A 23,802-nucleotide genomic window follows, 5' to 3' on the forward strand; every position below is an offset into this window, starting at 1 on the left:
CAGAGTAGGCACGGTGTGTGACTCGGGAGTCAACCGGACGGCCGATACGTGATGCCGCCACCTACTCCTCAAGGTGGACGGCGGGTGGTGACGATGGTCAGGGATGGGCGGCCCGAGGGATGGCGGGCGGCGATGGAGCGGGCGCTCTACGGGCCCGGCGGCTTCTTTCTGCGGCACGCGCCCGCCGCGCACTTCAGGACGGCGGTGCACGCGTCGCCGCTCTTCGCCGGGGCGGTCGCGCGGCTGCTCGAACGCGTGGACAGGGCGCTCGGGCGGCCCGACGCGCTGGCGTTCGTGGACATCGGGGCGGGCCGGGGGGAGCTGGTGAAGGGCGTGCTCGCGGCGTTGCCCCCCGACGTGGGCGCGCGGGTGCGCCCGTACGCCGTGGAACGCGCCCCCCGCCCGCCGGGGCTCGACCCGGCGATCGCGTGGCGCGCGGAGGCGCCGCGGGGCGCGGTGGGGCTGCTGTTCGCCAACGAGTGGCTCGACAACGTCCCGCTCGACGTCGCCGAGGTCGGCCCCGACGGGGTGGCCAGGACCGTGCTGGTGGACGGGGACGGCGCGGAACGGCTCGGCCCCCCGGTGACCGGGGACGACGCGGCGTGGCTCGAACGCTGGTGGCCGCCGGGCCCCGAGCCGGGGACGCGGGCGGAGATCGGGCTGCCGCGCGACAAGGCCTGGGCCGACGCCGTGGCCACCCTCGCGCGCGGCTGCGCCGTGGCCGTCGACTACGCGCACACCAGGGACGCCAGGCCACCGCTCGGCACGCTCACGGGCTACCGGGACGGCCGCGCCGTGCCCCCGGTGCCCGACGGCGACCGCGACCTGACCGCGCACGTGGCCATCGACGCCTGCGCGGGCCCCGGATCGGCCCTGCTGACGCAGCGGCGCGCGCTGACGGCGCTCGGGGTGGACGGGCGGCGCCCTTCGCTCGACCTCGCGACCGCCGACCCGGTCGCCTATCTGCGGGCCCTCGGCGCGGCGGGCGAGGCGGCGGAGCTGACCGACCCCGGCGGGCTCGGCGGCTTCACCTGGCTCGTCCAGCCCGTCGGCATCCCCGCGCCGCTGTGAGATCCGCCATGAGATCCGCGCGGGAGGAGCTCACTTGTCGATGTCGCCGACCACGAAGAAGAACGACCCCAGGATCGCCACCATGTCGGCCACCAGCGTCCCCGGCAGCAGCTCGCCGAGCGCCTGGATGTTGTTGAACGACGCGGAGCGCAGCTTCAGCCGGTACGGCGTCTTCTCGCCCTTGGACACCAGGTAGTAGCCGTTGATGCCCAGGGGGTTCTCCGTCCAGGCGTAGGTGGCGCCCTCCGGGGCCTTGAGCACCTTGGGCAGCCGCTGGTTGACGGGCCCTGGCGGCAGCTCGGCCAGCCGGTCGAGGCACGCGTCGGCGAGGTCGAGGGAGTTCTTCGCCTGGTCGAGCAGCACCTCGAAACGGGCCAGGCAGTCGCCCGCGTCCCTGGTGGCCACCCGCAGGACGTCGCCGAGCTCGCCATAGGCCAGATACGGCTCGTCGCGGCGCAGGTCGAAGTCCACGCCGCTGGCCCGCGCGATCGGCCCCGACACCCCGTAGGCGTGCACGGCGCCGGGCTCGAGGACCCCCACGCCCCGCGTCCTGCCGCGGAAGACCTCGTTGCCGAGCACCAGGTCGTCGAAGCGCGTCATCCCGCCGCGGACCGCCGCCACCGCCTCGCGCGCCCGCCCCGTCCAGCCCGCGGGCAGCTCGTCCTTGAGGCCGCCGACCCGGTTGAACATGTAGTGCATGCGCCCGCCCGAGACCTCCTCCATCACGTGCTGGAGACTCTCGCGCTCGGTGAACGCGTAGAAGATCGGCGTGATGCCGCCGAGCTCCAGCGGATAGGACCCCAGGAACATCAGGTGGTTGAGCACTCGGTTCAGCTCGGCGAGCAGCGTGCGCAGCCACACGGCGCGCTCGGGGACCTCCATGCCCAGCATGCGCTCGACGGCGAGGACGACGCCCAGCTCGTTGGAGAACGCCGACAGCCAGTCGTGCCGGTTGGCCAGGACGATGATCTGCCGGTAGTCGCGCGCCTCGAACAGCTTCTCCGCGCCCCGGTGCATGTAGCCCACCACCGGCTCGGCCTGCGAGATGCGCTCCCCGTCGAGCGTCAGGCGCAACCGCAGCACGCCATGGGTCGCCGGGTGCTGCGGGCCGATGTTGAGCACCATGTCGGTGCTGCCGCCTGGGCCCTCGTCCGCGCCCGCGGCCCCGCCCCCGATCCCGACCGTCGCTCGCGTGGTGCCCGTGGCGTCCGTCATCACGTCTCCCAGCTGCCCGAGGTGCGCGTGGCTCCGCGCCAGTCTGTCACCCCGAACGCCTTCCCGCGCCGGGTGGATCCGGTGAGCATCCTCGTAAGCTTCAAGGCATGGACACGGTGGCTGAGGGACCGCGACCGGACGGGGGGTCCGAGGTGGCCGAGGTGGTCGACGTGACAGGCGAGCACTGGCGCCCGGTCCAGCCGGGCCTGCTGCGGATGCGCAGGCTGCTGCTCGCGCTCTGGCTGACCCCGCTCGTGCTGGCGGGCGCGCTGCTCCCGCCGCTGCTCGGCGCGGGCGCGCTCGCGGCGCTCGGGCTCGTGCCGCTGGCGCTCGGGCTGTGGGGCTGGCGCGCCCTCGGCCGGAACTGGCGCTCGTGGCGCTACCGCGAGCGCGACGACGACCTGCTGATCAGCAGGGGCGTGCTGTGGCGGCAGCTGACCGTCGTGCCCTACGGGCGGATGCAGCTCGTCGAGGTCACGTCGGGGCCGTTCGAGCGCAAGTTCGGCCTGGCCAGGCTCCAGCTGCACACCGCCGCCGCGGCCACCGACGCCACGATCCCCGGGCTGACCCCGCCGGACGCGGAGCGGCTGCGGGACCGGCTCACGGAGCTGGGCGAGGCCCGCTCGGCGGGGCTGTGAGCGGCACGGCGGCGGGGACGGCCGACCCCTCGGGGCCCGTGGAGGGCTTCCCCGAGGGGCGGGGCAAGCGCCTGCACCCCCTCACGCCCTGGCGGCGGGCCTGGGCGTGGCTCGCCGGCCTCTTCGCGATCGGGGTGCAGAACGCGCAGAACGTCAGGTCGTGGTCGGGGTCCTTCGGCGTCGGCTGGCTGCTCGCGGCGCTGGCCGCGGTCGTGCTGTGCGCGGCGGGCTACGGCTGGCTCTCGTGGCGCGCCACGCGTTACCTGGTGACGGACACCGAGCTGCGGATCCGCACGGGCCTGGTCTTCCGCCGCACCGCGCACCTGCGCCTCGACCGCATCCAGGCCGTCGACATCACGCGCCCGCTGGTGGCCAGGGCGCTCGGCGTGGCCAAGCTCAAGATGGACGTCGTCGGCTCGGGCTCGGACGACGAGCTGGCGTTCCTCGACGAGCGTGAGGCGCGCGACCTGCGGGCCGAGCTGCTGGCCCGCGCCGCGGGGATCGCGCCCGAGGCGGCGCCGACGGCGGGCGAGGCGCCGGCGAACGCGCTGTTCACCGTGGACTCCGCCACCCTGGTCAAGGCGCTGGCGCTGCTGGGGAGTTCGTGGGGGGTCACGCTGACGGGCGTCGTGCTGACGCCGTTGATCTGGGTCGGGACCTCGAGCGTCTTCGCCGCGATCATGGTGCTCGTGCCGATGCTGGCCACGATCTGGCGCGGCGGCCTCGGCAGCTTCCTCACCCAGTACGGCTGGACCGTCAGCGAGTCGCCCGACGGGCTGCGCCTCGACCACGGCCTGCTCCAGCGCGACCACGCCACCGTCCCGCCAGGCCGCGTGCAGTCGGTGCGCGTGGTCGAGCCCCTGCTGTGGCGCCCGCGCGGCTGGGTGCGCGTGGAGCTCGCCGTCGCCGGGGCGGGGAACGAGGGCGGGCTGCTCCTCCCCGTCGCCCCGCGCCCGGTGGCCGCCGCGCTGATCGCCAGGATCCTGCCCGACGTGGACCTCGACAAGGCCATGGCCGCCGTGCGCCCCGCCCCCGACCGGGCCCGCTGGGCGGTGCCCGTCTGGCGCCGCGGGTACGGGTACGGCGTGACCGACGCGGTCTTCGTCGCGCGCCGGGGGCGGCTGCGCCGCGAGCACACGCTGGTGCCGCACGCCAAGGTGCAGAGCGTGCGGCTGACGCGCGGGCCGTGGGCGCAGCGCCTCGGCCTCGCGGACATCCATGTGGACCACGGCGCCAACGGAACGGCGACCGCCCGCCTCCAGGACGCGGCCTACGCGGCCTCCGAGGTCGCGGCCCAGGCCACCCGCTCACGCCTCGGCCGCCGCACCGCGGCCCCGGAGCGCTGGCTCACCGGCGGCCGGTGAACGCCGTTCCGCCGCTCACGCCTTGCCTGCCGCCCCCGCTCACGCCTTGCCGCCGCTGGCCGCGATCAGCTTGATGAGGGCCTCGGCGGCCGTCCTGACCTGGCCGGTGTCGCCGGGGAGCACGAACGCGCCCCGCGCGCCCCAGCCGGGCGAGACGTTGTACTTGTTGCCGTTGCCCAGCGTCAGGGACACCGACTTGCCGCCGGTGAAACGGATCTTGGACGCGGCGATCCGCGCGAGCGGCGAGCTGTCGATGGGCTGCCGCTCGGTGCCGAGCAGGCTCAGCACGCCCTGGTCGTCGATCACGATGAAGCCGTGCTGCGCCAGGGGCCGCAGCCCCTTGCCGATCTGCACCTGCTCGAAAACGTACCGCGGCTGAGGGCTGGTCATCCCTCACCTTCCCCCGGCTCGCGGCTGACGGTCAGGCTGGCCGCCATCTCGTCGGCGGTCTGGGCGAGTTCGGGCCCGATCGCGGGGCTCGCCCAGGTGACGGTCATCTCGAACACGCCCTTGGGGTAGTCCGGCACGATCACATAGTGCGTGACGTACTCCATCAGCACGCGGCGTTCGTCGTCGCCCTCCTCGTTGACCACCAGCTCGTGCACCCTGAGGGCCTGGCCCGCCGGCAGCTCGACCTCGTCGATCAGCGGCTCGCGGTACCTGAACTCCCGCGGTCGGCGCACGAGCCGCGCGATGTTCTCCAGGGTGCGCTCCTCGCCCACGTCCACGGGCGCGACGAAGACGGTGACCACGACGAGGGGCCGCGTCGGCGACGGGGTCTCGGGGACGAAGGCCATCACGGGCGAGGCGCCGCGCTCCAACGCCCCGTCCCTGATGGCCTTCAGCTCCGGGTAGACCAGCTCGGCGTACTCCTGATTCTCCGCGCCGCCGCGGTCAGCGATCCGCTGCGCGGCCTCCTCGGCGGCGTTGACGGACTCCATGTCGAGGGGGATCCACCCGCCCTCGGGGTGCTCGAACGCGGCCACCCACTCGGTCATGACGTCTTGTCCCACTCTCTCTTCCGCGGGCGCCCTCGGCGAGGCGCGGGTCAGCGCGCGACGGCCTCGGCCGGCTGGTACGTGAACTCGCCCGCCCCCACGGGCTCCTGGACGAAGCTCTCGGGCAGGTCGCCGCCGCCCTCGGCGTACGAGGGCCAGTCGCCGAGCGTGGCGATGCCGTCGTCCACCGCCCACAGTCCGTACTGGCCGGCGGCCGCGCCGAACGCGTTGTTGGCCATCTGGAAGCCGCCCGCGGTACCGAGGCCGCCCACGTCGGCGCCGAGGTCCGTGGCGCGGCGCAGCGACGCGAGGTCGGCGGCCGAGTCGGCGGCGCCGAGGGCCTGGTGGATGCCGCCCTGGAGCCCGCCGCCGCGGAAGGCGCCGCCCGCCTGGCTGAACGCCTGGCCCCAGTTGGACCGCGAGGTCACGGTGCTGATGCCGCGCACGACGTCGTCGCCGATGCCCTGGAACGTGGCGCGGCCCCAGCCCATCAGGCCCGAGGGGCCGCCGCGCGACAGCGCGAGCAGGTCCCCGCCGCTGTCGCCGAGGACGCGGGCGGCGTGCGCGTTGCGCGCGGTCCTGTTGCCCGCCGTCGAGATGCGCATGACGTTGCGGAACGCCTGGAAGCGGGCGCCGCCACCGGCGGCCCTGGCCGCGACGCCGAGCGACCGGCCGAGGCCGAACGTGACGATGCCGATGAGGTCGAGCGCGACATTGAGCCACTTGCCCTGGATGATGTTGCCGATGAGCGAGAACACGGTCGCCACCAGGGCGATCGTGCCGAGGATGCCCGCGAGCGCCTGTCCGATGATGGGTATCCAGCCGACGAGCAGCGCCAGGACCCCGGCGATGGCGGCGATTCTCCCGGCCCACTCGCCGATCACCACCAGGGCCGCGCCGACCCTGTCCCAGAAGCCGTCTGTGAGCCCGTCGCCGCCGATGAACTCGCCGATCGCGTCGGCCGCGCGCTGGGCCGCCGTGTCCTTGTTCTCCACGAGGGTGCGCAGCCGGGTGCGCAGCCGGGCCAGCTCGGCCTCCGCGCCCTCCTGGGCGGAGCGGGCGTCGTTCTGCTGCTGCTCGTTGGTCTCGCGGTCCGCGTCCTCCATGTCGTCGTTGTCGGCGGCGTCCTCGAGGTTGCCCAGCTGCGAGGTGGCCGCGTCGGCGCGCTCCTGCGCGTCCTGGGCCTGGGTGCGCAGGGTGAGGCTCTCCTCCTGCGCGTCCTGGAGGTGCGGCCAGTAGTCGGCGAGGGCGTTGGCGGCCGCGTCGTAGCGGCCGTACGCCTTCCAGATGTCCTCGGACAGCTCCGTGGACTTCTCGCGGAACGCCTCACCCGCGGGCGACTGCCAGCCGTTCTCGGCGTTGGTCACCTCGCCGAGCAGGGTCTTGGCGCGCTGGATGGCGTCCGCGGTGCGCCGGTAGCGGGCGGCGGCCTCCCTGACCATCTCCCAGTCGCCGGGGACCGGATCCTCACCCTCGGTCAGCGGATGCCAGTCGGCAGGGCGCATCGTCAGTCCCCCTCGAGCGCGTTGGTCAGCTCGAGCTCGACGCCGTCGTACCCGTCGGCCGCGGCCTTCGCCATCTCGACGAACGTCGAGAGCGAGTCCATCAGCTTGCCGCGGTGCACCGCCCAGTTCTCCGCGAACTGCTCGAGCTCGTGCGCGAGATCGCCATGGCTGACCTCCTCCGCGTAGTCCGAGGCGATGTCCTCGGATCCCTCGAACTCCGTGGCGACAAGGCGGAGTTTGTCGCTCAGCTCCCTGACCTCGCCAATGGTCACGATCAGATCGGACATTCCCACCCCTTTCGACTAGTGGCCGGATGACCGGCCCGCGCTACCTCGACCAGTGGAACGAGGAGGCGACGGCATCGAACAGTTGTATCTGCGCGTCGGCCAGCTCGATGAGGGGCGCGCTGAACGTCAGCAGCAGCCACGCGGTCGAGTGGGGGACGGGCAGATAGAACTCCAACAACGTGCTCGGACGCTCTTTCGGCACTCCGAGTTCCCTGGAATCGTCGCTGGTTTCGAGCCGTCGGCAGCGCACCGCGTTGCCCGAGGGCAGCCGCACCACCGAGACCTCGGCGTCCTTGCCGTAGGCGTCCCTGATGCCGTCGGCCACCATCACCGCGGGAATCTGCCGCGGCTGGGCCGGGTCCTCGGGCTCGGCGGTCACCAGCAGGCTCGCGGGGATCGGCACGCCGAGCGCCGCCTGGGTGGAGACATAGAGCTCGACGCCGTCGCGCCGGGCGCTGCTCTCGGTCACGCTCGTCATCAGATCGAGCAATTCGCGTCGCTTGAGCGCGAATTCGTCGCGATTCGGGTAGGTGATGTCCAGCAGGGCCCGGAGCGCCTTGCCGCGCTTCTCGCCGTCGCGCAGGGGTATCCGGAACCAGTCGGTCGGCGTGGTCATCCGGTAACCCCTGGGCGGGCCGGGCTTTTCCGGCTCGGCCGGCTCTTCCCGCTCCTCCGCGCCCTCGACGGCGTCCCCGATCCCCGCCCGCCGCTCATCCGCCACCGTCACGCGGAACTCCCCGTTCACATCAGCACACTGGACATCGTCGGACTGCCATCCGATGCGTCAAAGTACCGTATCCGGCCACTCAGGAAGGGGGCAATGAAGGCGAGGTGAACGCCTCAGCCGATTTCCGTGACGCCCCCGCCGTCGCCGCTCTCGCCGGTCCCGTCCGCGCCCTCGTTCCCGGCCCCGTTCCCGGCCCCGCCGCCGCCCTCGGCGTCGTCCTCGTCGTCGTCGCGGTCGATGAGCACGGGTGAGCCATGGTGGCTCCACACCTTCCACGCGCCCCGCCCGTCGCGCCTGAAGACGTTCGTCGCGACGACGAGGCCGCCCACCAACGGGCCCGCCGAGCCGTCCTCTTCGGCCGGGCCGCCGCTGAGGATGTTCTCGGTGCAGGTCACCAGCGCGGTGTCGCCGAGCACCGAGACCTCGACGTCGGTGAGGAAGAACTGGATGTAGTCGGTGTTCGCCATGATCAGGGCGTACGACCTGATCACCTCGCCGCGCCCGCTGATGACCGGCCAGCCCGGGTGGACCACGCTGACGTCCGCTTCCAGCCACGTGTCGGACAGCGCGTCGAGGTCGCCGCGCTCGAGGGCGTCGTACAACGCGGTGTTCGCGGCCGTGACCGCCTCGACGTCCGTGCTCGCGCCCCCGCTCACGCGGCCTCCCCGTCCGCGCCGGCCACGGCCCGCACCACGCGCACCGCGTCCGCGCTCGCCGCCACCTCGTGCACCCGCACCGCCCACGCCCCCGCCCGCGCGGCAAGCACCGTGACGGCGGCGGTCGCCGCGTCGCGCTCACGCGCGGGCGGCGGCGTGCCGCCCGGGCCCGAGAGCACCCGGCCGAGGAAACGCTTGCGGGAGGCGGCGATCAGCAGCGGGCGGCCGAGCTCGGCGCGCAGCCGCGCGGCGGCGGCCACGAGCGCCAGGTCGTGCTCGGCCCGCTTGGCGAAGCCGAGACCCGGATCCGCGATGAGCCGGTCGGCCGCGATGCCGCCCGCCACCGCCCGGTCAAGGCTCTCCCGCAGCTCGGCCACCACCTCGGTCACCACGTCCCCGTAGACCGCCCGGTCGTTCATGTCCACGCTCTGGCCGCGCCAGTGCATCACGACGAACGGCACCCCCGCCGCGGCCACCACCGGCACCATCCGCGCGTCGGCACGGCCGCCACTCACGTCGTTGACCAGGAGCGCGCCCGCCTCGACCGACCGCTCGGCGACCGAGGCCCGCATCGTGTCGACGCTGACCACCACGCCGCCAGCGGCCAGCTCCCGCACCACGGGGAGCACCCGGCGCAGCTCCTCGGCCTCGTCCACCCGCGTCGCGCCCGGCCGCGTGGACTCCCCGCCGACGTCGACCAGGTCGGCGCCCTGGGCCACCAGGTCCATGCCGCGCTTGACCGCGGACTCGGCGTCGAACCAGCGGCCGCCGTCGGAGAACGAGTCCGGTGTGACATTGACCACGCCCATGACCGCGCAGCGGTCCCACCGGGGCAGGCCCGCCACACGGCCGTGCGAGATGCTCATGGCACCAGGGTAGGGGCTGGATCCCGCCACCCGACCTCGCTCGCGGCGGGAACACAGGACCGTCCTGAGGCGCTGAGAAGGGCGCCCGAGGCTCGCAGGTAGATTCGATTACCCACGCCGATACCGTGCTGGCACGCGCCGTCGGCCACCCGACCGAGGGGAGTTCCCCGCCATGGACCGCATCACCCTGCTCGGCCTGCGCGCCACGGGCTTCCACGGCGTCCTCCCCCGGGAACGCGCCGAGGGACAGCCCTTCGTCGTCGATGTCGTCCTCGGCGTCGACACCAGGGCCGCGGCCGCCTCCGACGACCTCGCGAGGACGGTGGACTACGGCGTGGTGGCCCAGGAGGTCACCGACACCGTGACCGGCCCGCCGTGCGACCTGCTGGAGACGTTGGCCCAGCGGATCGCCGACCGGTGCCTGGCGCACGAAGCGGTGCGCGAGGCCGAGGTGACCGTGCACAAGCCGCGGGCGCCGATCGCCGTCCCCTTCGACGACGTCACCCTCACCATCAAGCGGAGCCGAGCATGACCCCGAGCATGTCCCCGAGCACGCCCCCGCCCGACGGGGCGTCCGCCCCCGACCCGACCGTGCAGCCGGTGCCCGCCTCCGTCGTCCACCAGGTCGATGCCGCCGACACCACCCTGCACAACCCCAAGTACGCCGTCCTCTCCCTCGGCAGCAACCTCGGCAACCGGCTGGAGAACCTCCAGGGCGCCATCGACGCCTTCGCCGACACCCCTGGGCTGCGCGTCAAGGCCGTCTCCCCCGTCTACGAGACCGAGCCGTGGGGCGTCGAGCCCGGCACCCAGGCCGCCTACTTCAACGCCGTCGTCGTCATCAGGACCACGCTGCCCCCGGCCTCCCTGCTCGAGCGCTCGCACGCGATCGAGGAGGCGTTCGCCCGCGTGCGGGACACCCGCTGGGGCCCGCGCACGCTGGACATCGACATCGTCAGCTACCAGGGTGTGGTCTCCGACGACCCGGCGCTCACCCTGCCGCATCCCCGGGCCCACGAACGGGCCTTCGTCCTGGTCCCGTGGCACGATGTCGAGCCGGGTGCCGAGGTGCCGGGCCGGGGGCCCGTGGCGGAGCTGCTGCCGGGTCTTGCCGACCAGGGCGTGACGCACCGCGGGGATCTCACGCTCGTCGTGCCGGACTGACCGGTCCGGCCGAACGGGCGGGGCACAGGATGAACTTCACGACGAGGGGCGCGTAGAGCGGTGAACCAATTGCGGATCGGGACCCTGGCCGGGCTGTTCGCCGCGGCCATGGGGCTGTGCTGGGCGGGGGCCGGGCTCTGGGAGTCCTTCGGCAACACCCCGCCCGCCGTGCCCCTCTTCTCCCCCGTCATCCTCGGGCTGATCGCCGCCGTCCTCTTCGCCACCGCCCTCTCGCTGCGCTCGCGCCTGCGGGCGTGGCGGGAGCGGCGCCCCGGCGCGCGCCCCGTGGACCGGTTGATGGCGGCGCGCGCCGTGGTGTTCGGGCAGGCGAGCGCGCTGGTCTCCGCGCTGGTCGCGGGGTGCTACGGCGGCTTCGGGCTGTTCCTCGTGATGGAGCGGCTCGATGTCCCCAACCGCCGTGACCAGGCCATCTACGCCGGGCTCGCCGTGCTCGCGGGCATCGCGGTGGTCGCCGCCGCGCTCTTCCTCGAACGCGTCTGCCGCCTCCCCGAGGGCGACGACAACGGCGAGGGCGGCAACGGCCCGATGCGCTCGGCCGCCTGAGCCGAGGGCGTTCCCGCGCCCGGGCGTGTTCCCGGGCCCGGGCGTTCAGGCGCCCGTGACGCTCTCCAGGGCGACCTCGGCGCGCGCGATGTCCTGCGCGTCCGCGTCGATCGAGCGGCGCAGCGCCTCGTGCAGGCTCGCCGGGGTCAGCACGCCGAGGAAGCGGTCGTCGCCGTCGAGCACCGCGATCCAGCCCGCGTCGTACTGGAGCATCGTGCTGAACGCCTGCTTGAGCGACGCGCCGAGCGGCAGCCACGCCTCCATCCGCCGGGCCCGCGCCGACACGGGCCCGTCGCCCTCGTCGCCGCCCCGCCCGTCGTCAGCCGGGATCGGCACCCAGCCGTGCAGGAGGTCGTTCTCGTCGAGGACCACGGCCCAACGCGCCCCCTCCGCGCGCATCCTGCGCACCGCGACCGGCATCGGGTCGGCGAGGTGCACGACCGGGGGCTGCTCCAGGTCGCCCTTCTCCACGGGCGTGACCGAGAGCCGCTTGAGCCCGCGGTCGCTGCCGACGAACGAGGCCACGTAGTCGTTGGCCGGCGCGCCGAGCACCGCCGCGGGCGAGTCGAACTGCTCGATCCTGCCCTGCCCGTACACCGCGATGCGGTCGCCGAGGCGGACCGCCTCCTCGATGTCGTGCGTGACGAACAGCACGGTCTTGCGCACCTCGGCCTGGAGCCGCAGGAACTCACTCTGGAGCCGCTCGCGCACCACCGGGTCCACCGCGCCGAACGGCTCGTCCATCAGCAGCACCGGCGGATCGGCCGCGAGCGCCCTGGCCACGCCGACGCGCTGCCGCTGGCCGCCGGAGAGCTGGTCGGGGTAGCGCCCGCCGAAGACGGCCGGGTCGAGGCCCACCAGGTCGAGCAGCTCGGCCGCCCGCCTCCGCGCCTCGGAACGCCGCCTGCCGAGCAGCGTGAGAACGGTCGCGGTGTTGTCGAGCACGGTCTTGTGGGGGAAGAGGCCCACCTGCTGGATGACATAGCCGATGCGGCGGCGCAGCGTGACGGGGTCCTGGTCGGCGACGTCCCTGCCGTCAAGGAGCACGCGGCCCTCGGTGGGCTCCTCAAGGCGGTTCACCATGCGCATCGTGGTGGTCTTGCCACAGCCGGAAGGACCGACCAGCGTGACCAACTCACCCGCGGCGACCTCGAGGTCGAGGTCGTCCACGGCCATCGTGCCGTCGGGGTAGCGCTTGGAGACGTGCTCGAACCGCAACATGTTCATGATTCTGACAGATACGGGGTCTAGGGTGGGGGAACATGAGTGCGGTTATGGCGGAGAGCTGCCTGACGCGGAACGAGTGGATCTGCGGGGAGTACCTGCGGACGCGATCCGAGGAGCTGACCGACGCCACCGTCGAGCATGTGACGATCACGCTGGTCGCGATAGCCCTGGCGCTGCTGGTCGCGTTCCCCCTGGCGCTGCTCGCCCGCCGCTGGCGCCTTGCCGCGGGGCCGATCCTCAGCCTGACGACCGTGCTCTACACCGTTCCCTCGCTCGCCATGTACGCGCTGCTGCTCCCGGTCTTCGGGATCTCGGTGTCGGTCGTGGTCTGCGGCCTGGTCCTCTACTCGCTGACCATCCTCGTGCGCAACATCATGACCGGCCTCGACTCGGTCCCCGACGAGGCCCGCGAGGCGGCGCGCGGCATGGGATACGGGTGCGCGCGGCTGCTGTTCGGCGTGGAGCTGCCGCTCGCGCTGCCCTCGCTCATGGCGGGCGTGCGGATCGCCACGGTCTCCGCCGTCTCGCTCACCACGGTCGGCGCGATCGTGGACCACGGCGGCCTGGGGAACCTGATCTACACCGGCATGGACAGCTACTTCAAGGCGCAGGTGCTCACCGCGTCGGTGCTGTGCGTGCTGCTCGCCATCGCCGCCGACGTGCTGCTCCTGGGCGCGCAGCGGCTGCTCACCCCGTGGACCAGGGCGGGCCGACGCGCCGGACGACGAAGGACGGCGGGGATCCCGAGGGACTCCGTCATGGACGCGCCGGGGACGGTGGTCTGACATGGGCGTTCTCCCCGACACCTGGACCTGGCTGACCACGGCGGAGCACTGGTCGGGCGACGGCGGCGTGTGGGCCCGTCTCTCCGAGCACCTCTATCTCACCGGTGTGTGCCTCGCGCTCGCCTGCGCGATCGCGCTGCCGCTCGCGATGTGGCTGGGCCACGGCGGCGGCCGCCGCTTCGGCGGCGCCCTGGCGATCAACATCTCGAACGCGGGCCGCGCCGTCCCCACCTTCGCGGTCCTCGTCCTGCTGAGCCTGGGCCCGCTCGGCGACCACGGCGACCTGCCGACGATCGTCGCGCTCGTCCTGTTCGCCGTCCCGCCCCTGCTGACCAACGCGTATGTGGGCCTGTCCGAGGCCGACAAGGACGTCGTCGAGGCCGCCAGGGGCATGGGCATGTCGCGCCGGCAGCTGCTGGCGCGCGTCGAGGTGCCCCTGGCGTTCCCGCTGATCATGACCGGCGTCCGCACCGCGGCCGTCCAGGTCGTCGCCACCGCCACGCTCGCCGCGCTGGCCGCGGGCGGCGGCCTCGGGCGCATCATCACCGCGGGGTTCGCCACGTACGACACCGCCCAGGTGGTCGCGGGGGCCGTGGTCGTGGCCGTGCTCGCGCTGCTCGTCGAGGGCGTGCTCGCGTTGGCCCAGCGGCTGTTCGACCCCGGCCACCACCGGCGCCGGGCCCTCGCCGCCGCGCCCGCCACCGCCGTTCCGGCGCGGACCGCCCCCTGAACGCACGTCCCATCCCCTTCATCCATCAACGGAGACTCCCGTGACCGCGAGAACCCCCCGCAGCAGGACCGTGCTGCTCGCCATCGGCGCCGCCACCGCCCTGGCGCTGTCCCTGACCGCCTGCGGCGGCGACAGCCTCGAGGAGGAGGGCGGCGGTGGCGACGGCGAGGAGCAGGGCGGCGGCTCGCTCACCATCGGTGGCGCCAACTTCACCGAGGCCACGATCATGACCGAGCTCTACGCGCAGATCCTCGCCGACGCCGGGTACGACACCACCATCACCAGCACCGACGGGCGCGAGCTGTACGCGCCCGAGCTGGAGAGCGGCGCGATCGACGTCGTCCCCGAGTACGCCGCCACCCTGACCGAATATCTGAACGCCCAGGTCAACGGCCCCGAGGCCGAGCCCGTCGCCACATCGGACATCGACGAGACCCTCGCCGCGCTGCGCGAGCTCGCCGAGCCGAGGGGCCTGACCGTCCTGGACGCGGGCGAGGCCGTCGACCAGAACGCCTTCGCCGTCCGCGCCGACTTCGCCGCCGAGCACGGCCTCGAGACGCTGTCCGACCTGGGCGAGAGCGGGCTGCCCGTCCGCCTGGCCGCGGGCGAGGACTGCCCCGAACGGCCGTTCTGCCAACCGGGCCTCGAGGACACCTACGGCATCGAGATCGAGGCCCTCGACCCGCTGGGCGTCGGCACCGTCCAGTCCAAGCAGGCCGTGGCCGACGGCGACGACGACCTGGCCCTGGTCACCACGACGGACGCCACCCTCGAGGACTTCGACCTGGTGCTCCTCGAGGACGACCAGCGGCTCCAGCTCGCGGACAACCTCCTGCCCGTCCTCAACACCGAGTCGGCGGACGACCCCGAGATCGCCGAGGCCCTCGGCCGCCTGACCGAGACCCTCACCACCGAGGACCTCACCGAGCTGAACAGGCAGGTCGACTCCGAGCGCCGCAAGGCCGACGAGGTCGCGCGGGACTACCTCGTGGAGCAGGGGCTCATCGACGGCTGAGCCCTACATAACTCCCAGGGAACAACCCTCAGGGCACCCTCCCGCCCGCACGCGGCGTCACGGTAAGTTTCGCCCATGGCACGTGGACGTCACCGATCCTCAGCACTGCATCGGGTGCTGATTCCGGGTGCGCTTGGCGGGTTGGCGCTGGGCTGCGCCGCCGGCTCATGGCTGCTGGGCGACGGGGACGAAGCCATAGTGCTGCGCGTCCTCGTCGCCGCGGCGGCCGGGTGCGCGGTCGCGCTCGCGCTGCTGCTGCGCCGCTGGGACCTGGAGGCAGGCCGACAGGTCGCCCGCGAGCGGGCCGCCAAGGCCGGGATGAGCTGGCAGATCGAGGAGCGGCAGGCCGAGCTCGAAGAGGCGCAGGAGCTGGTCGCGTCCCTCGAGGACAAGATCCGCGACAAGCGCGTCGACCTCGGTCGGCTCAGGTCCGAGCACGCCGACCTCCTGCGGCGTTACGCCACCGCCGAGAGCGAGCGCGCCAAGGCACTCGAGGGCAGCCGCCGCCTCGCGCTCGAGGCGGGCAGGGCCGCCAAGGCGCTGCCCGCCCAGGCCACCGACCACCGCACCGCCGGGGGCGCGCCCACCCCGCTGACCTACCGGCAGGCGCACGAGGCGTTCACCCGGCTCGCGCGCAACGCCGCACGCCAGCGCGAGGCGTTGGAGCCGGAGCGGCGCGAGGCGGCCGGTGCGGCGGAAGCGAAGGAAGCACCCGAGGCGCGCGGCGGCGCACCGCGGCGGGCCAAGGAGCCCGCGCCGCGGCTCGCGCCGCTCGACAAGCCGTCGAGGGAGGGCTCCCCGCGGCAGCGGCCGCAGGTCTCGCCGCCGCCCCAGAGGCCAGGAGGGTTCGACTTCTTCGGCACGGGCACCGGCGGTGGCTCGCGCCCGCCCACGTCGCAGGGGACGCGGGAGGCTAGCGGGCGAGGATGAGGCTCATCGCCTCGGCGCGCGTGGCGGCGTCCCTCAGCTGCCCGCGCACCGCCGAGGTGGTGGTCTTGGCGCCCGGCTTCCGCACGCCCCGCATGGTCATGCACATGTGCTCGCACTCCACCACGACGATCACGCCGCGCGGCTCCAGGATCCGCATCATCGAGTCGGCGATCTGCGTCGTCAGCCGCTCCTGCACCTGAGGCCGCCGCGCGAACACGTCCACAAGCCGCGCCAGCTTGGACAGGCCGGTGATCTTCCCGCTGCTCGACGGGATGTACCCGATGTGCGCGTGCCCCACGAACGGCACGAGGTGGTGCTCACACGTCGACAGCACCTCGATGTCCTTGACCAGCACCATCTCGTCATGGCCCAGGTCGAACGTCGTGGTCAGCACGTCCTCGGGGCGCTGCCACAGCCCGGCGAAGATCTCCCGGTAGGCGCGCGCGACCCGCGCGGGGGTGTCCCGCAGGCCCTCGCGGTCCGGATCCTCGCCGACCGCGATGAGCAGCTCCCGTATGGCGTCCTCAGCGCGCTTCTCGTCGAACTCGCCGATCGGGCCCTGCCGGGACTGCTCGCCCCTCGGCGTCACCGGGTCGGTCATGTGCTTCCTCGTTCCTTGTGGCGGCATCCGCCCCGTTCTCGTACGCACGGCCGCGCCCCTCACGATAGAACGCGAGGGGCGCGGAGGGCATTCCGGTCAGCCGTGGCCGGGATCAGCTCTCGGAGGGGCGGTCCTCCGCCGACTCGAGCGGGGGCGTGCCCTTCTCCAGGGAGCCGTTCGCGAGGTTGATCTCCTTGGTCGGGAAGGTGACCGGCGGCCGGGTCGATGGCGTGCGCCGGGCGGAGCCGGTCCACGCGGGCCGCGGGGGACGCTTGATGACCGGGGCGAACACCTCGGCCAGGTCCTCCTTGTTCAGCGTCTCCTTCTCCAGCAGCGAGAGCACGAGGTTGTCGAGCACGTCGCGGTTCTCGACGAGGATCTCCCACGCCTCGTTGTGCGCCGTCTCGATCAGCTTCTTGACCTCTTCGTCCACCAGCCCGGCGACCTCCTCGGAGTAGTCGCGCTGATGGCCCATCTCCTTGCCGAGGAAGGGCTCGGAGCTGTCCTGGCCGAACTTGATGGCCCCGAGCCGCTCGGTCATGCCGTACTGCGTGACCATGGCCCGCGCGGTGGTCGTCGCCTTCTCGATGTCGTCACCCGCGCCGGTGGTCGGGTCGTGGAAGACCAGCTCCTCCGCCGCGCGGCCGCCCATCATGTAGGCGAGCCGGTCGAGCATCTCGTTCCGCGTCGTGGAGTACTTGTCCTCCTCGGGCAGCACCATCGTGTAGCCGAGCGCCCGGCCGCGGGAGAGGATCGTCACCTTGTGCACGGGGTCGCTGTTGGGCGACGCCGCCGCGACGAGGGCGTGCCCGCCCTCGTGGTACGCGGTGATCATCTTCTCCTTCTGGCTCATGATCCGCGTGCGCTTCTGCGGACCCGCCACCACGCGGTCGATCGCCTCGTCGAGGAACTTGTTGTCGATGAGCTTGGCGTTCCCGCGCGCGGCGAGGAGGGCGGCCTCGTTCAGCACGTTGTTGAGGTCGGCGCCCGTGAAGCCCGGCGTGCGGCGGGCGACCGCCGACAGGTCCACGTCGGGCGCGACGGGCTTGCCGCGCTGGTGCACCTTGAGGATCTCGAGACGCCCCTGCATGTCGGGCCGGTCCACGGCGATCTGCCGGTCGAAGCGGCCGGGGCGCAGCAGCGCCGGGTCGAGGATGTCGGGGCGGTTCGTCGCGGCGATCAGGATCACGCCGCCCTTGACGTCGAAGCCGTCCATCTCGACCAGCAGTTGGTTCAGCGTCTGCTCGCGCTCGTCGTGCCCGCCGCCCATGCCGGCGCCGCGGTGGCGGCCGACCGCGTCGATCTCGTCCACGAAGACGATCGCGGGCGCGTTCGCCTTCGCCTGCTCGAACAGGTCACGGACGCGGGAGGCGCCCACGCCCACGAACATCTCGACGAAGTCGGAGCCCGAGATCGAGTAGAACGGAACGCCCGCCTCGCCCGCGACCGCGCGGGCCAGCAGCGTCTTGCCGGTGCCGGGGGGGCCGTAGAGCAGCACGCCCTTGGGGATCTTGGCGCCGACGGCCTGGAACTTCGCGGGCTCCTGGAGGAACTCCTTGATCTCCTGGAGCTCCTCGACGGCCTCGTCGGACCCGGCCACGTCGGCGAACGTGGTCTTGGGGGTGTCCTTGCTGATGAGCTTCGCCTTGGACTTCCCGAAGTTCATCACGCGGGAGCCGCCGCCCTGCATCTGGTTCATCAGGAAGAGGAACACGATGATGATCAGCAGGAACGGCAGGATGGACAGCAGCATCCCGACGAACGGGTTCTGCGACTTGGGCGTGACGGTGTACCCGTCGGGGATCTGGCCGTCCTGGAACTTCGACTGGAGGTCACGGGCCAGCAGCTCGCCCTGGCCGTCGATGTAGTTGGCCTGGACCTTGTCGCTGCCCTCGATCTCCTGACCGTTCTCGAGCTCGATCCTGACCGTCTGCTCGTCACCGGTGGTGAGCTCGGCCGACCTGACATGGTTCTGGCTGATCGCCTGGACGACCTTGCCGGTGTCCACCTTCTTGAAGCCCTCGGACGAGCTGAACACCTGCATCAGCAGAATCACGGCGAGGACGACCAGCACGATCCACATCACTGGCCCACGGAAATAACGCTTCACGTCTATCCATACGGGGCGGCGCGGGCCCCGTCCCTCCTGCCACATAGAGGCACAGCCCCCGGATGGGATCCGCTGTGCGCGCGGTGTCGGCCGAAGTGCGCCCGGCCTGTCTCAGCTGACCTACCGCGACGGTACCCCGGCACTGCCACCCAGCACCGCTGGGCATGGGGAGCCTTCGCGTCTCCCCAACTCAACGGTAGGGCATCGCCCGCAGTTCCCGGCTATCCGCTGTACACGTGGGGGGCGAGCGTGCCGACAAACGGCAGATTGCGGTACTTCTCCGCGTAGTCGAGCCCGTAGCCCACCACGAACTCGCTGGGGATGTCGAAGCCGACCCACTCCACGTCGATGTCGACCTTGGCCGCGTCCGGCTTGCGCAGCAACGTACAGATCCGCAGCGACGCGGGCTCCCGCGAGCCGAGGTTGGACAGCAGCCACGAGAGGGTGAGCCCCGAGTCGATGATGTCCTCGACGATCAGCACGTGGCGGTCCTGGATGTCGGTGTCCAGGTCCTTGAGGATGCGGACCACGCCCGAGGACTGGGTGCCCGCCCCGTACGAGGACACCGCCATCCAGTCCATCGTGACCGGGGACGACAGGGCGCGGGCGAGATCGGCCATCACCATCACCGCCCCCTTGAGGACCCCCACCAGCAGGAGGTCCTTCCCGGCGTACTCCGCGTCGATCTTCGCGGCCAGCTCCCGGAGCTTGGCGTCGATCTCTTCCTTGGTGATGAGCACCGACTCCAGGTCGGCCCCCAGGTCCGTCTCTCGCACCCGTGCCACTGCTTCCTACTGGCCTACGCGCGGCCTACTGATTGGCCTGCTGGAGCACAAGTCTGCCACCCTGCCTCCTCGCCTCGACCCGGCCCGGCAGATTGAGCGGGCGCTGGCCCCGCCAGGCGGTGATCAGGCGGTCGGTCTCCTCGATGTGGCGGGCGAAGAGGGAGCCCGCCGGGGAGCCCGCCGCGATCGCGGCCCGGCGCAGCACCCGGCGCCTGACCGCGGGCGGAAGGGTGCGCAGGGCGGCGATCTCCAGCGTGCCGTCAGGGCGGGTGGCGGCGCGCTGCGCCTCGAGGGCCCAGGCGTCGAGGGCGTCGGCGTCGTCCCTGGAGAGCCGCGCGGTGCGCGCCAGCGCCTCCACCACGCCACGGCCGAGCGCCTTCTCGAGGACGGGAAGGGCCTCGTGCCGCACGCGGGAGCGGGTGAACGAGGGGTCGGCGTTGTGCGGGTCGTCCCACACGGGCAGGGACTGGACCAGGCACGCCTTGCGGGTGGTCTGGCGGTCGATGGCGAGGAACGGGCGCCGGTACCGGTGCGCGGGATCGCCCGAGCCGTTCGCCCCTGGGCCCTTGGCGCCCGATGGGCCGAGGGAGACGGCGGCCATCCCGGCGAGGGAACGGGTGCCGGAGCCGCGCGCGAGGCCGAGCAGCACCGTCTCGGCCTGGTCGTCGCGGGTGTGGCCGAGGAGGACCGCGGTGGCCCGATACCGCTCGGCGACGGCGTCGAGCGCGGCGTACCGCGCGGTGCGGGCCGCGGCCTCGGGGCCGCCGCCCCTGCCGACCTCGACCGCCACGGCGTCCACGGGGTCGAGGCCCAGCGAGGCCAGCCGCTCGGCGACCTCCCGCGCCCTGGCGCCCGAGCCCGCCTGGAGGCCGTGGTCGACGGTGACGGCACCGGCCCTGACGCCCACGCGCGGGGCCTCGAAGGCGAGGGCGGAGGCGAGCGCCATGGAGTCGGCGCCGCCGGAGCAGGCGGCGATGACCAGGGGGGCCACCTCGGGGCGTGCGTCGAGGAGGACTTCGTGCAGAACGCGGCGGACCGCCAGGCGTATCGCAGCGACCGCGGGGTGGGGACCCATGTCCGAATCACTTCTTTCTGGGGAGCTCAGGCTCGGAAGCGCTGTCACGCTGAGTGCGTAAATGGTGACAGAGGAGGTCTGTTACCCGAGCATCGCACGCCAGGCATGCCGCCACGGTCCCTCGTACGAGTGATTCCGGGGCAATTTCGCAACCGCCGCCGCCCGCGGGTGGACCGGACTAGGCGGCGCCCGGCCGCATACGCGCCACCCACTGCTCCGGGTGGCTGATCTCCTCCTTGGTCGGCAGGGTGTTGGGCGAGGTCCACACGCGGTTGAAGCCGCTCATGCCGACGTTCTCCACGGCCGTGCGCACGAACCGCTCGCCGTCACGGTACTGGCGGAGCTTGGCGTCCATCCCGAGGAGGCGGCGCAGCGCCCGGTCGAGGCGCCCTGCCCCGGTCTGCCTCCTTCGGGTGAACTTCTCGCGGATCTCCGCGACCGTGGGCACCACCGCGGGGCCGACGCCGTCCATCACATAGTCGGCGTGGCCCTCGAGCAGGGACATCACGGCGGTGAGCCGTTCGAGGATCTCGCGCTGGCGAGGCGTCTGCACGAGGTCGACGATGCCGAGCCCACCGCCCCCGCCGGGCTCCCTGACGCTCTCCTTCACGGCCTCGGCCTCCGCCTCGGCCTCCGCGGCCTCCTTCGCGGCCTTCTCCCCCTCGTCGCCGCCCCGCTGCCCGGTGACCGACTGGAACGCCTGCCGAACGCGTTCGACCAGGGTCGCCGGGTCCACGTCGGCCTCGCCGAGGAACGCCTGGATCTCGCTCTCCAGGTGGTCCCGCAGCCAGGGCACTGCCGTGAACTGCGTGCGGTGCGTCTCCTCGTGGAGGCAGACCCAGAGGCGGAAGTCGTGCGGGTGGACGTCGAGCTCGCGCTCGACGTGCACGATGTTCGGGGCGACGAGCAGCAGGCGGCCCGCGCCAGGGCCCTCGCCGCCGGGCAGCTGGGGCGTCGGGGGCGCGAACGTCTCGTACTGGCCGAGCACCCGCGACGACAGGAACGACAGCAGCATCCCCACCTCGACGCCGGTGACCTTGCTGCCCACCATCGTCAGCGCCGAGCCGCCCGGCATGGCCGAGCGCCGCTCGCGCATGCGGGCCATCAGCGGCTGGAGCACCTCGCGGAACCCCGCGACGTTCGCCCGCACCCAGCCGGGCCGGTCCACCACGAGCACGGGGGTGTCCACGTCGCCCGCGTCGAGCCCGGTGTAGCCGCGGACGTGCTCCTCCGCGGCGGCGGCGTGCCGACGCAGCTCGGCGACGATCGCGCGCGCCTCGTCCCGGCTCACCTCGGGCCCGGGGCGCGTGATCCGGGTCGCGGTGGCGACCGCGAGATTCCAGTCGACCAGGTCCGTACCGCCGAAGCTCGTCATGTTGTCAACGGTACGTGTCCCGCGAGCAAAGCGGATAGGGCACAGGCGGGCCCCGCGCCGCCCCGCCCCGCGCGGCGTCCGCGACGCGTCGCGTCGGGTCGGGTCGCCTCGGGTCAGTGGCAGCCGCAGGTGGCCAGCGCGGAGGCCGCCGCGTCCAGGGCGGCCTCGGCCTCCTCGCCGTTGTCCGTGTCCGAGGCGAGGAACGCGAACGCCAGCACCCGCCCGTCGCCGGTGACCGCGGTCCCGGCGAGGGTGTTGACCCCGGTGAGCGTGCCGGTCTTGGCGCGGACGAGGCCCGCGCCGCCGCCCGCGGCGTCGTAACGCGTCTGGAGCGTGCCGGTGAAGCCGGCGACCGGCAGGCCCGTCAGGGCGGCGCGCAGCTCGGGCCGTTCGGGGTCGGCGGCCGCGGCGAGGGCCTGGGTGAGAACGGCGGCGGTGACGCGGTCGTCCCGGTCGAGGCCGCTGGCGTCGGCGATGCGGACGTTGCTCAGCGGCAGGTCCAGCTTCTCCAACTCGCCGGTGAGGGCGCGGTCGACGCCGCGGAAGTCGGCCGGGTGGCCAGCGGCCACGGCGGTGGCGCGGGCGAGGGCCTCGGCCAGGTCGTTGTCACTGTGCGTCAGCATCCGCTCGACCAGGCTCGAGAGCGGCGCGGAGCGGTGGACGGCCAGCTCGTCGGCGCCCTCGGGGGCGGCGCGGCCGGTGTCGGTCGCGCCGGTGACCTCGACGCCCGCGGCGCGCAGGTGCCCGGCGAAGGTGCGGGCGGCGTCGGCGGCGGGCTCGTCGGAGCGGGGGGCGGGGCCCGACGAGCTGTCGTCGAGGCGGCCCGCGTTGAGCTGGAGGGGGGTGATGGTCGCGATGTTGGTGTTGCCTGACCCGATCGGGTGATGTTGTTCGCGGGGGTAGAGGGAGATGTCGTACGCGATGCGGACCCGGTCGACGTCGCGTTCGGCCAGCGCGTCGGCGGTGCGGCGGGCCAGGCGGGCGAGGTCGTCGTCGGTGAGGGTGGTGTCGCCGCCGCCGACCAGGTGGACGCGCCGCTCCTCGGGGTCCCACACCGCGCTGGTGGCCAACCGGTGGTCCGCGCCAAGGGCGTTGAGCGCGGCGACGGAGGTGAGCACCTTGATCGTGGAGGCCGGGGTGCGGGGGGAGCGCGCGTTCTCGCGGTACAGGGTGTCGCCGGTGGAGATGTCGACCACCGCGCCCGCGGCGCCGTCGCCGAGGGCGGCGTTGTCCAGGAGGCGGCCGATCGCGCGTTCGACGGCGGCGGGGGTGGCCTCGGGGGCCCTGCCGTCCAGTGGTGCGAGGACGGGGGCGGCCGCCGCTACAGTGCTGGCGATGCCTTCGGTGTCGGCTCCGTCACGGAGGGCTTCGGTGGCCGCGTGGTCCCGTTCCGCCGTGCGCTGCCCGGCGTCCCAGGGGCCCGAGAGGGCCACGGCCCCCGCCGCGACGACCAGTCCGACGGCGGCCGAGCCGACGGCCAGCCGCCAGGTCGCCCGGTGCCGTCGAAGCATCTCCGCTGCCCTGCGCACTGCCGGACCAGCCCCTTTCGCATGAGGACACCCGCGTGAGGGACACTTAACCACCTGTCGCGTGCACAGAACGGCTAAGGAGTGTCCCCCGTGGAGTTCGACGTCACCATCGAGATCCCGAAGGGTTCGCGGAACAAGTACGAGGTGGATCACAAGACGGGGCGGATCCGACTGGACCGCCACCTCTTCACCTCGACTGTGTACCCCGCGGACTACGGGTTCGTGGACGGCACGCTGGGCGAGGACGGAGATCCGCTGGACGCGCTGGTGCTTCTGGACGAGCCGACGTTCCCCGGATGCCTCATCCAGTGCCGGGCGATCGGTATGTTCCGGATGCGCGACGAGGCGGGCGGCGACGACAAGCTGCTGTGCGTCCCGGCGTCGGACCCGCGGATGGAGCACCTGCGGGACATCCACCACGTCAGCGAGTTCGACCGGCTGGAGATCCAGCACTTCTTCGAGGTCTACAAGGACCTCGAGCCCGGGAAGTCGGTCGAGGGCGCCAACTGGGTGGGGCGCACCGAGGCGGAGCTCGAGATCGAGGCGTCGTTCAAGCGGGCGGCGGACGCGGGCGAGCACCACTGA

Annotated in this window: 26 protein-coding genes; 11 read left to right on the top strand and 15 right to left on the bottom strand. The window is 73.0% G+C overall.

Features of this window, described 5'->3' with window-relative positions; translation table 11 throughout:
- The first annotated feature begins 93 nt into the window (after window positions 1-93).
- Complete coding sequence (locus D7318_RS10925) at window positions 94-1,071, top strand: SAM-dependent methyltransferase (protein WP_230423656.1); 978 nt, start codon at window positions 94-96, stop codon at window positions 1,069-1,071.
- A 30-nt stretch (window positions 1,072-1,101) separates the two neighbouring features.
- On the opposite strand, the gene D7318_RS10930 is transcribed toward D7318_RS10925, so the two are convergent.
- Window positions 1,102-2,286: an NADH-quinone oxidoreductase subunit D gene (locus tag D7318_RS10930; protein WP_120696737.1), complete on the bottom strand. Its 1,185-nt coding sequence runs from the start codon at window positions 2,284-2,286 to the stop codon at window positions 1,102-1,104.
- Between the two features lie 215 nt (window positions 2,287-2,501).
- Between D7318_RS10930 and D7318_RS10935 the strand changes: the two genes are divergently transcribed.
- Together D7318_RS10935 and D7318_RS10940 are read left to right on the top strand one after the other, a co-directional pair.
- A complete protein-coding gene (locus D7318_RS10935) occupies window positions 2,502-2,924 on the top strand; it encodes a PH domain-containing protein (RefSeq protein WP_329604572.1) in 423 nt (140 codons plus the stop codon).
- Entirely contained in the window at window positions 2,921-4,288 is a 1,368-nt protein-coding gene (locus D7318_RS10940) for a PH domain-containing protein (protein WP_120696739.1), read from the top strand. The genes D7318_RS10935 and D7318_RS10940 overlap by 4 nt, the downstream gene beginning before the upstream one ends.
- A gap of 39 nt (window positions 4,289-4,327) precedes the next feature.
- Here the strand turns inward: D7318_RS10940 and D7318_RS10945 are convergent, their stop codons facing one another.
- The 7 genes from D7318_RS10945 to folP all read right to left on the bottom strand — a co-directional run bounded on the left by D7318_RS10945 (window position 4,328) and on the right by folP (window position 9,327).
- Window positions 4,328-4,678, bottom strand: coding sequence for a hypothetical protein (locus D7318_RS10945; protein ID WP_120696740.1), 351 nt, complete (start codon window positions 4,676-4,678; stop codon window positions 4,328-4,330).
- Window positions 4,675-5,286 carry a hypothetical protein gene (locus D7318_RS10950; RefSeq protein WP_120696741.1) on the bottom strand — a complete coding sequence of 204 codons (612 nt, stop codon included), beginning with the start codon at window positions 5,284-5,286 and terminating at the stop codon, window positions 4,675-4,677. Before D7318_RS10950 ends, D7318_RS10945 begins: the two co-directional genes overlap by 4 nt.
- A 50-nt stretch (window positions 5,287-5,336) precedes the next feature.
- Window positions 5,337-6,791, bottom strand: a complete 1,455-nt coding sequence (locus D7318_RS10955) for an AAA family ATPase (protein WP_120696742.1) — start codon at window positions 6,789-6,791, stop codon at window positions 5,337-5,339.
- Window positions 6,792-6,793: 2 nt separating this feature from the next.
- On the bottom strand, window positions 6,794-7,078 hold the full coding sequence (locus D7318_RS10960) for a hypothetical protein (RefSeq protein WP_120696743.1): 285 nt from the start codon (window positions 7,076-7,078) through the stop codon (window positions 6,794-6,796).
- 40 nt (window positions 7,079-7,118) lie between these two features.
- On the bottom strand, window positions 7,119-7,823 hold the full coding sequence (locus D7318_RS10965; protein WP_120696744.1) for a hypothetical protein: 705 nt from the start codon (window positions 7,821-7,823) through the stop codon (window positions 7,119-7,121).
- Between the two features lie 95 nt (window positions 7,824-7,918).
- Complete coding sequence (locus D7318_RS10970; protein ID WP_120696745.1) at window positions 7,919-8,461, bottom strand: nuclear transport factor 2 family protein; 543 nt, start codon at window positions 8,459-8,461, stop codon at window positions 7,919-7,921.
- The gene (gene folP / locus D7318_RS10975; protein ID WP_183091363.1) at window positions 8,458-9,327 is read right to left on the bottom strand and encodes a dihydropteroate synthase; all 870 of its coding nucleotides are present in this window, start codon (window positions 9,325-9,327) and stop codon (window positions 8,458-8,460) included. The genes D7318_RS10970 and folP overlap by 4 nt, the downstream gene beginning before the upstream one ends.
- Before the next feature lie 172 nt (window positions 9,328-9,499).
- Here folP and folB point away from each other — a divergent pair, with 172 nt between their 5' ends.
- From folB to D7318_RS10990, 3 genes are read left to right on the top strand one after another with little or no spacing between them, the layout of a single operon-like run.
- A complete protein-coding gene (gene folB / locus D7318_RS10980) occupies window positions 9,500-9,859 on the top strand; it encodes a dihydroneopterin aldolase (protein WP_120696746.1) in 360 nt (119 codons plus the stop codon).
- Complete coding sequence (gene folK, locus D7318_RS10985; RefSeq protein ID WP_408055471.1) at window positions 9,856-10,491, top strand: 2-amino-4-hydroxy-6-hydroxymethyldihydropteridine diphosphokinase; 636 nt, start codon at window positions 9,856-9,858, stop codon at window positions 10,489-10,491. The genes folB and folK overlap by 4 nt, the downstream gene beginning before the upstream one ends.
- 60 nt (window positions 10,492-10,551) lie before the next feature.
- Window positions 10,552-11,055: a DUF3180 domain-containing protein gene (locus tag D7318_RS10990; protein ID WP_113685595.1), complete on the top strand. Its 504-nt coding sequence runs from the start codon at window positions 10,552-10,554 to the stop codon at window positions 11,053-11,055.
- 45 nt (window positions 11,056-11,100) lie between these two features.
- On the opposite strand, the gene D7318_RS10995 is transcribed toward D7318_RS10990, so the two are convergent.
- A complete protein-coding gene (locus tag D7318_RS10995; protein WP_120696748.1) occupies window positions 11,101-12,276 on the bottom strand; it encodes an ABC transporter ATP-binding protein in 1,176 nt (391 codons plus the stop codon).
- 53 nt (window positions 12,277-12,329) lie between these two features.
- On the opposite strand from D7318_RS10995, the gene D7318_RS11000 reads away from it, so the two are divergent.
- The 4 genes from D7318_RS11000 (at window position 12,330) to D7318_RS11015 (ending at window position 15,742) form a co-directional block, all read left to right on the top strand.
- A complete protein-coding gene (locus tag D7318_RS11000) occupies window positions 12,330-13,067 on the top strand; it encodes an ABC transporter permease (RefSeq protein WP_120696749.1) in 738 nt (245 codons plus the stop codon).
- 1 nt (window position 13,068) lies between these two features.
- On the top strand, window positions 13,069-13,797 hold the full coding sequence (locus D7318_RS11005; protein WP_120696750.1) for an ABC transporter permease: 729 nt from the start codon (window positions 13,069-13,071) through the stop codon (window positions 13,795-13,797).
- A 40-nt stretch (window positions 13,798-13,837) separates the two neighbouring features.
- On the top strand, window positions 13,838-14,812 hold the full coding sequence (locus D7318_RS11010; RefSeq protein ID WP_230423637.1) for an ABC transporter substrate-binding protein: 975 nt from the start codon (window positions 13,838-13,840) through the stop codon (window positions 14,810-14,812).
- A 114-nt stretch (window positions 14,813-14,926) separates the two neighbouring features.
- The gene (locus D7318_RS11015) at window positions 14,927-15,742 is read left to right on the top strand and encodes a hypothetical protein (protein WP_147437658.1); all 816 of its coding nucleotides are present in this window, start codon (window positions 14,927-14,929) and stop codon (window positions 15,740-15,742) included.
- Here the strand turns inward: D7318_RS11015 and folE are convergent.
- From folE to dacB, 6 genes are all read right to left on the bottom strand, one after another.
- A complete protein-coding gene (gene folE, locus D7318_RS11020; RefSeq protein WP_120696752.1) occupies window positions 15,726-16,343 on the bottom strand; it encodes a GTP cyclohydrolase I FolE in 618 nt (205 codons plus the stop codon). The two genes, D7318_RS11015 and folE, sit on opposite strands and share 17 nt — an antisense overlap.
- Window positions 16,344-16,455: 112 nt before the next feature.
- A complete protein-coding gene (gene ftsH / locus D7318_RS11025; RefSeq protein WP_120696916.1) occupies window positions 16,456-18,459 on the bottom strand; it encodes an ATP-dependent zinc metalloprotease FtsH in 2,004 nt (667 codons plus the stop codon).
- Window positions 18,460-18,674: 215 nt separating this feature from the next.
- Window positions 18,675-19,229: a hypoxanthine phosphoribosyltransferase gene (gene hpt / locus D7318_RS11030; protein ID WP_120696753.1), complete on the bottom strand. Its 555-nt coding sequence runs from the start codon at window positions 19,227-19,229 to the stop codon at window positions 18,675-18,677.
- A gap of 34 nt (window positions 19,230-19,263) precedes the next feature.
- Window positions 19,264-20,313 (bottom strand): tRNA lysidine(34) synthetase TilS, encoded by a 1,050-nt coding sequence (gene tilS, locus D7318_RS11035; protein WP_120696754.1) that lies wholly within the window; start codon window positions 20,311-20,313, stop codon window positions 19,264-19,266.
- 178 nt (window positions 20,314-20,491) lie between these two features.
- Window positions 20,492-21,688, bottom strand: a complete 1,197-nt coding sequence (locus D7318_RS11040) for a zinc-dependent metalloprotease (protein WP_120696755.1) — start codon at window positions 21,686-21,688, stop codon at window positions 20,492-20,494.
- 113 nt (window positions 21,689-21,801) lie between these two features.
- On the bottom strand, window positions 21,802-23,199 hold the full coding sequence (gene dacB / locus D7318_RS11045; RefSeq protein WP_120696756.1) for a D-alanyl-D-alanine carboxypeptidase/D-alanyl-D-alanine endopeptidase: 1,398 nt from the start codon (window positions 23,197-23,199) through the stop codon (window positions 21,802-21,804).
- Between the two features lie 108 nt (window positions 23,200-23,307).
- On the opposite strand from dacB, the gene D7318_RS11050 reads away from it, so the two are divergent.
- On the top strand, window positions 23,308-23,802 hold the full coding sequence (locus D7318_RS11050) for an inorganic diphosphatase (RefSeq protein ID WP_120696757.1): 495 nt from the start codon (window positions 23,308-23,310) through the stop codon (window positions 23,800-23,802).

This window comes from Streptomyces radicis (genome assembly GCF_003626575.1).
GTDB classification, from domain to species: Bacteria; Actinomycetota; Actinomycetes; order Streptomycetales; family Streptomycetaceae; genus Streptomyces; species Streptomyces radicis.

Excerpts from the sequence above, each read along its gene's own strand:
- folB (WP_120696746.1), top strand. The coding sequence starts at position 9,500 with ATGGACCGCATCACCCTGCTCGGCCTGCGCGCCACGGGCTTCCACGGC.
- D7318_RS10935 (WP_329604572.1), top strand. The coding sequence starts at position 2,502 with ATGCGCAGGCTGCTGCTCGCGCTCTGGCTGACCCCGCTCGTGCTGGCG.
- D7318_RS10930 (WP_120696737.1), bottom strand. The coding sequence starts at position 2,286 with ATGACGGACGCCACGGGCACCACGCGAGCGACGGTCGGGATCGGGGGC.
- tilS (WP_120696754.1), bottom strand. The coding sequence starts at position 20,313 with ATGGGTCCCCACCCCGCGGTCGCTGCGATACGCCTGGCGGTCCGCCGC.
- D7318_RS10955 (WP_120696742.1), bottom strand. The coding sequence starts at position 6,791 with ATGCGCCCTGCCGACTGGCATCCGCTGACCGAGGGTGAGGATCCGGTC.
- D7318_RS10995 (WP_120696748.1), bottom strand. The coding sequence starts at position 12,276 with ATGTTGCGGTTCGAGCACGTCTCCAAGCGCTACCCCGACGGCACGATG.
- D7318_RS11005 (WP_120696750.1), top strand. The coding sequence starts at position 13,069 with ATGGGCGTTCTCCCCGACACCTGGACCTGGCTGACCACGGCGGAGCAC.
- D7318_RS10945 (WP_120696740.1), bottom strand. The coding sequence starts at position 4,678 with ATGACCAGCCCTCAGCCGCGGTACGTTTTCGAGCAGGTGCAGATCGGC.
- folK (WP_408055471.1), top strand. The coding sequence starts at position 9,856 with ATGACCCCGAGCATGTCCCCGAGCACGCCCCCGCCCGACGGGGCGTCC.
- folP (WP_183091363.1), bottom strand. The coding sequence starts at position 9,327 with ATGAGCATCTCGCACGGCCGTGTGGCGGGCCTGCCCCGGTGGGACCGC.
- D7318_RS10960 (WP_120696743.1), bottom strand. The coding sequence starts at position 7,078 with ATGTCCGATCTGATCGTGACCATTGGCGAGGTCAGGGAGCTGAGCGAC.
- folE (WP_120696752.1), bottom strand. The coding sequence starts at position 16,343 with ATGACCGACCCGGTGACGCCGAGGGGCGAGCAGTCCCGGCAGGGCCCG.
- dacB (WP_120696756.1), bottom strand. The coding sequence starts at position 23,199 with ATGCTTCGACGGCACCGGGCGACCTGGCGGCTGGCCGTCGGCTCGGCC.
- D7318_RS11040 (WP_120696755.1), bottom strand. The coding sequence starts at position 21,688 with ATGACGAGCTTCGGCGGTACGGACCTGGTCGACTGGAATCTCGCGGTC.
- D7318_RS10925 (WP_230423656.1), top strand. The coding sequence starts at position 94 with ATGGTCAGGGATGGGCGGCCCGAGGGATGGCGGGCGGCGATGGAGCGG.
- D7318_RS11000 (WP_120696749.1), top strand. The coding sequence starts at position 12,330 with ATGGCGGAGAGCTGCCTGACGCGGAACGAGTGGATCTGCGGGGAGTAC.
- D7318_RS10950 (WP_120696741.1), bottom strand. The coding sequence starts at position 5,286 with ATGACCGAGTGGGTGGCCGCGTTCGAGCACCCCGAGGGCGGGTGGATC.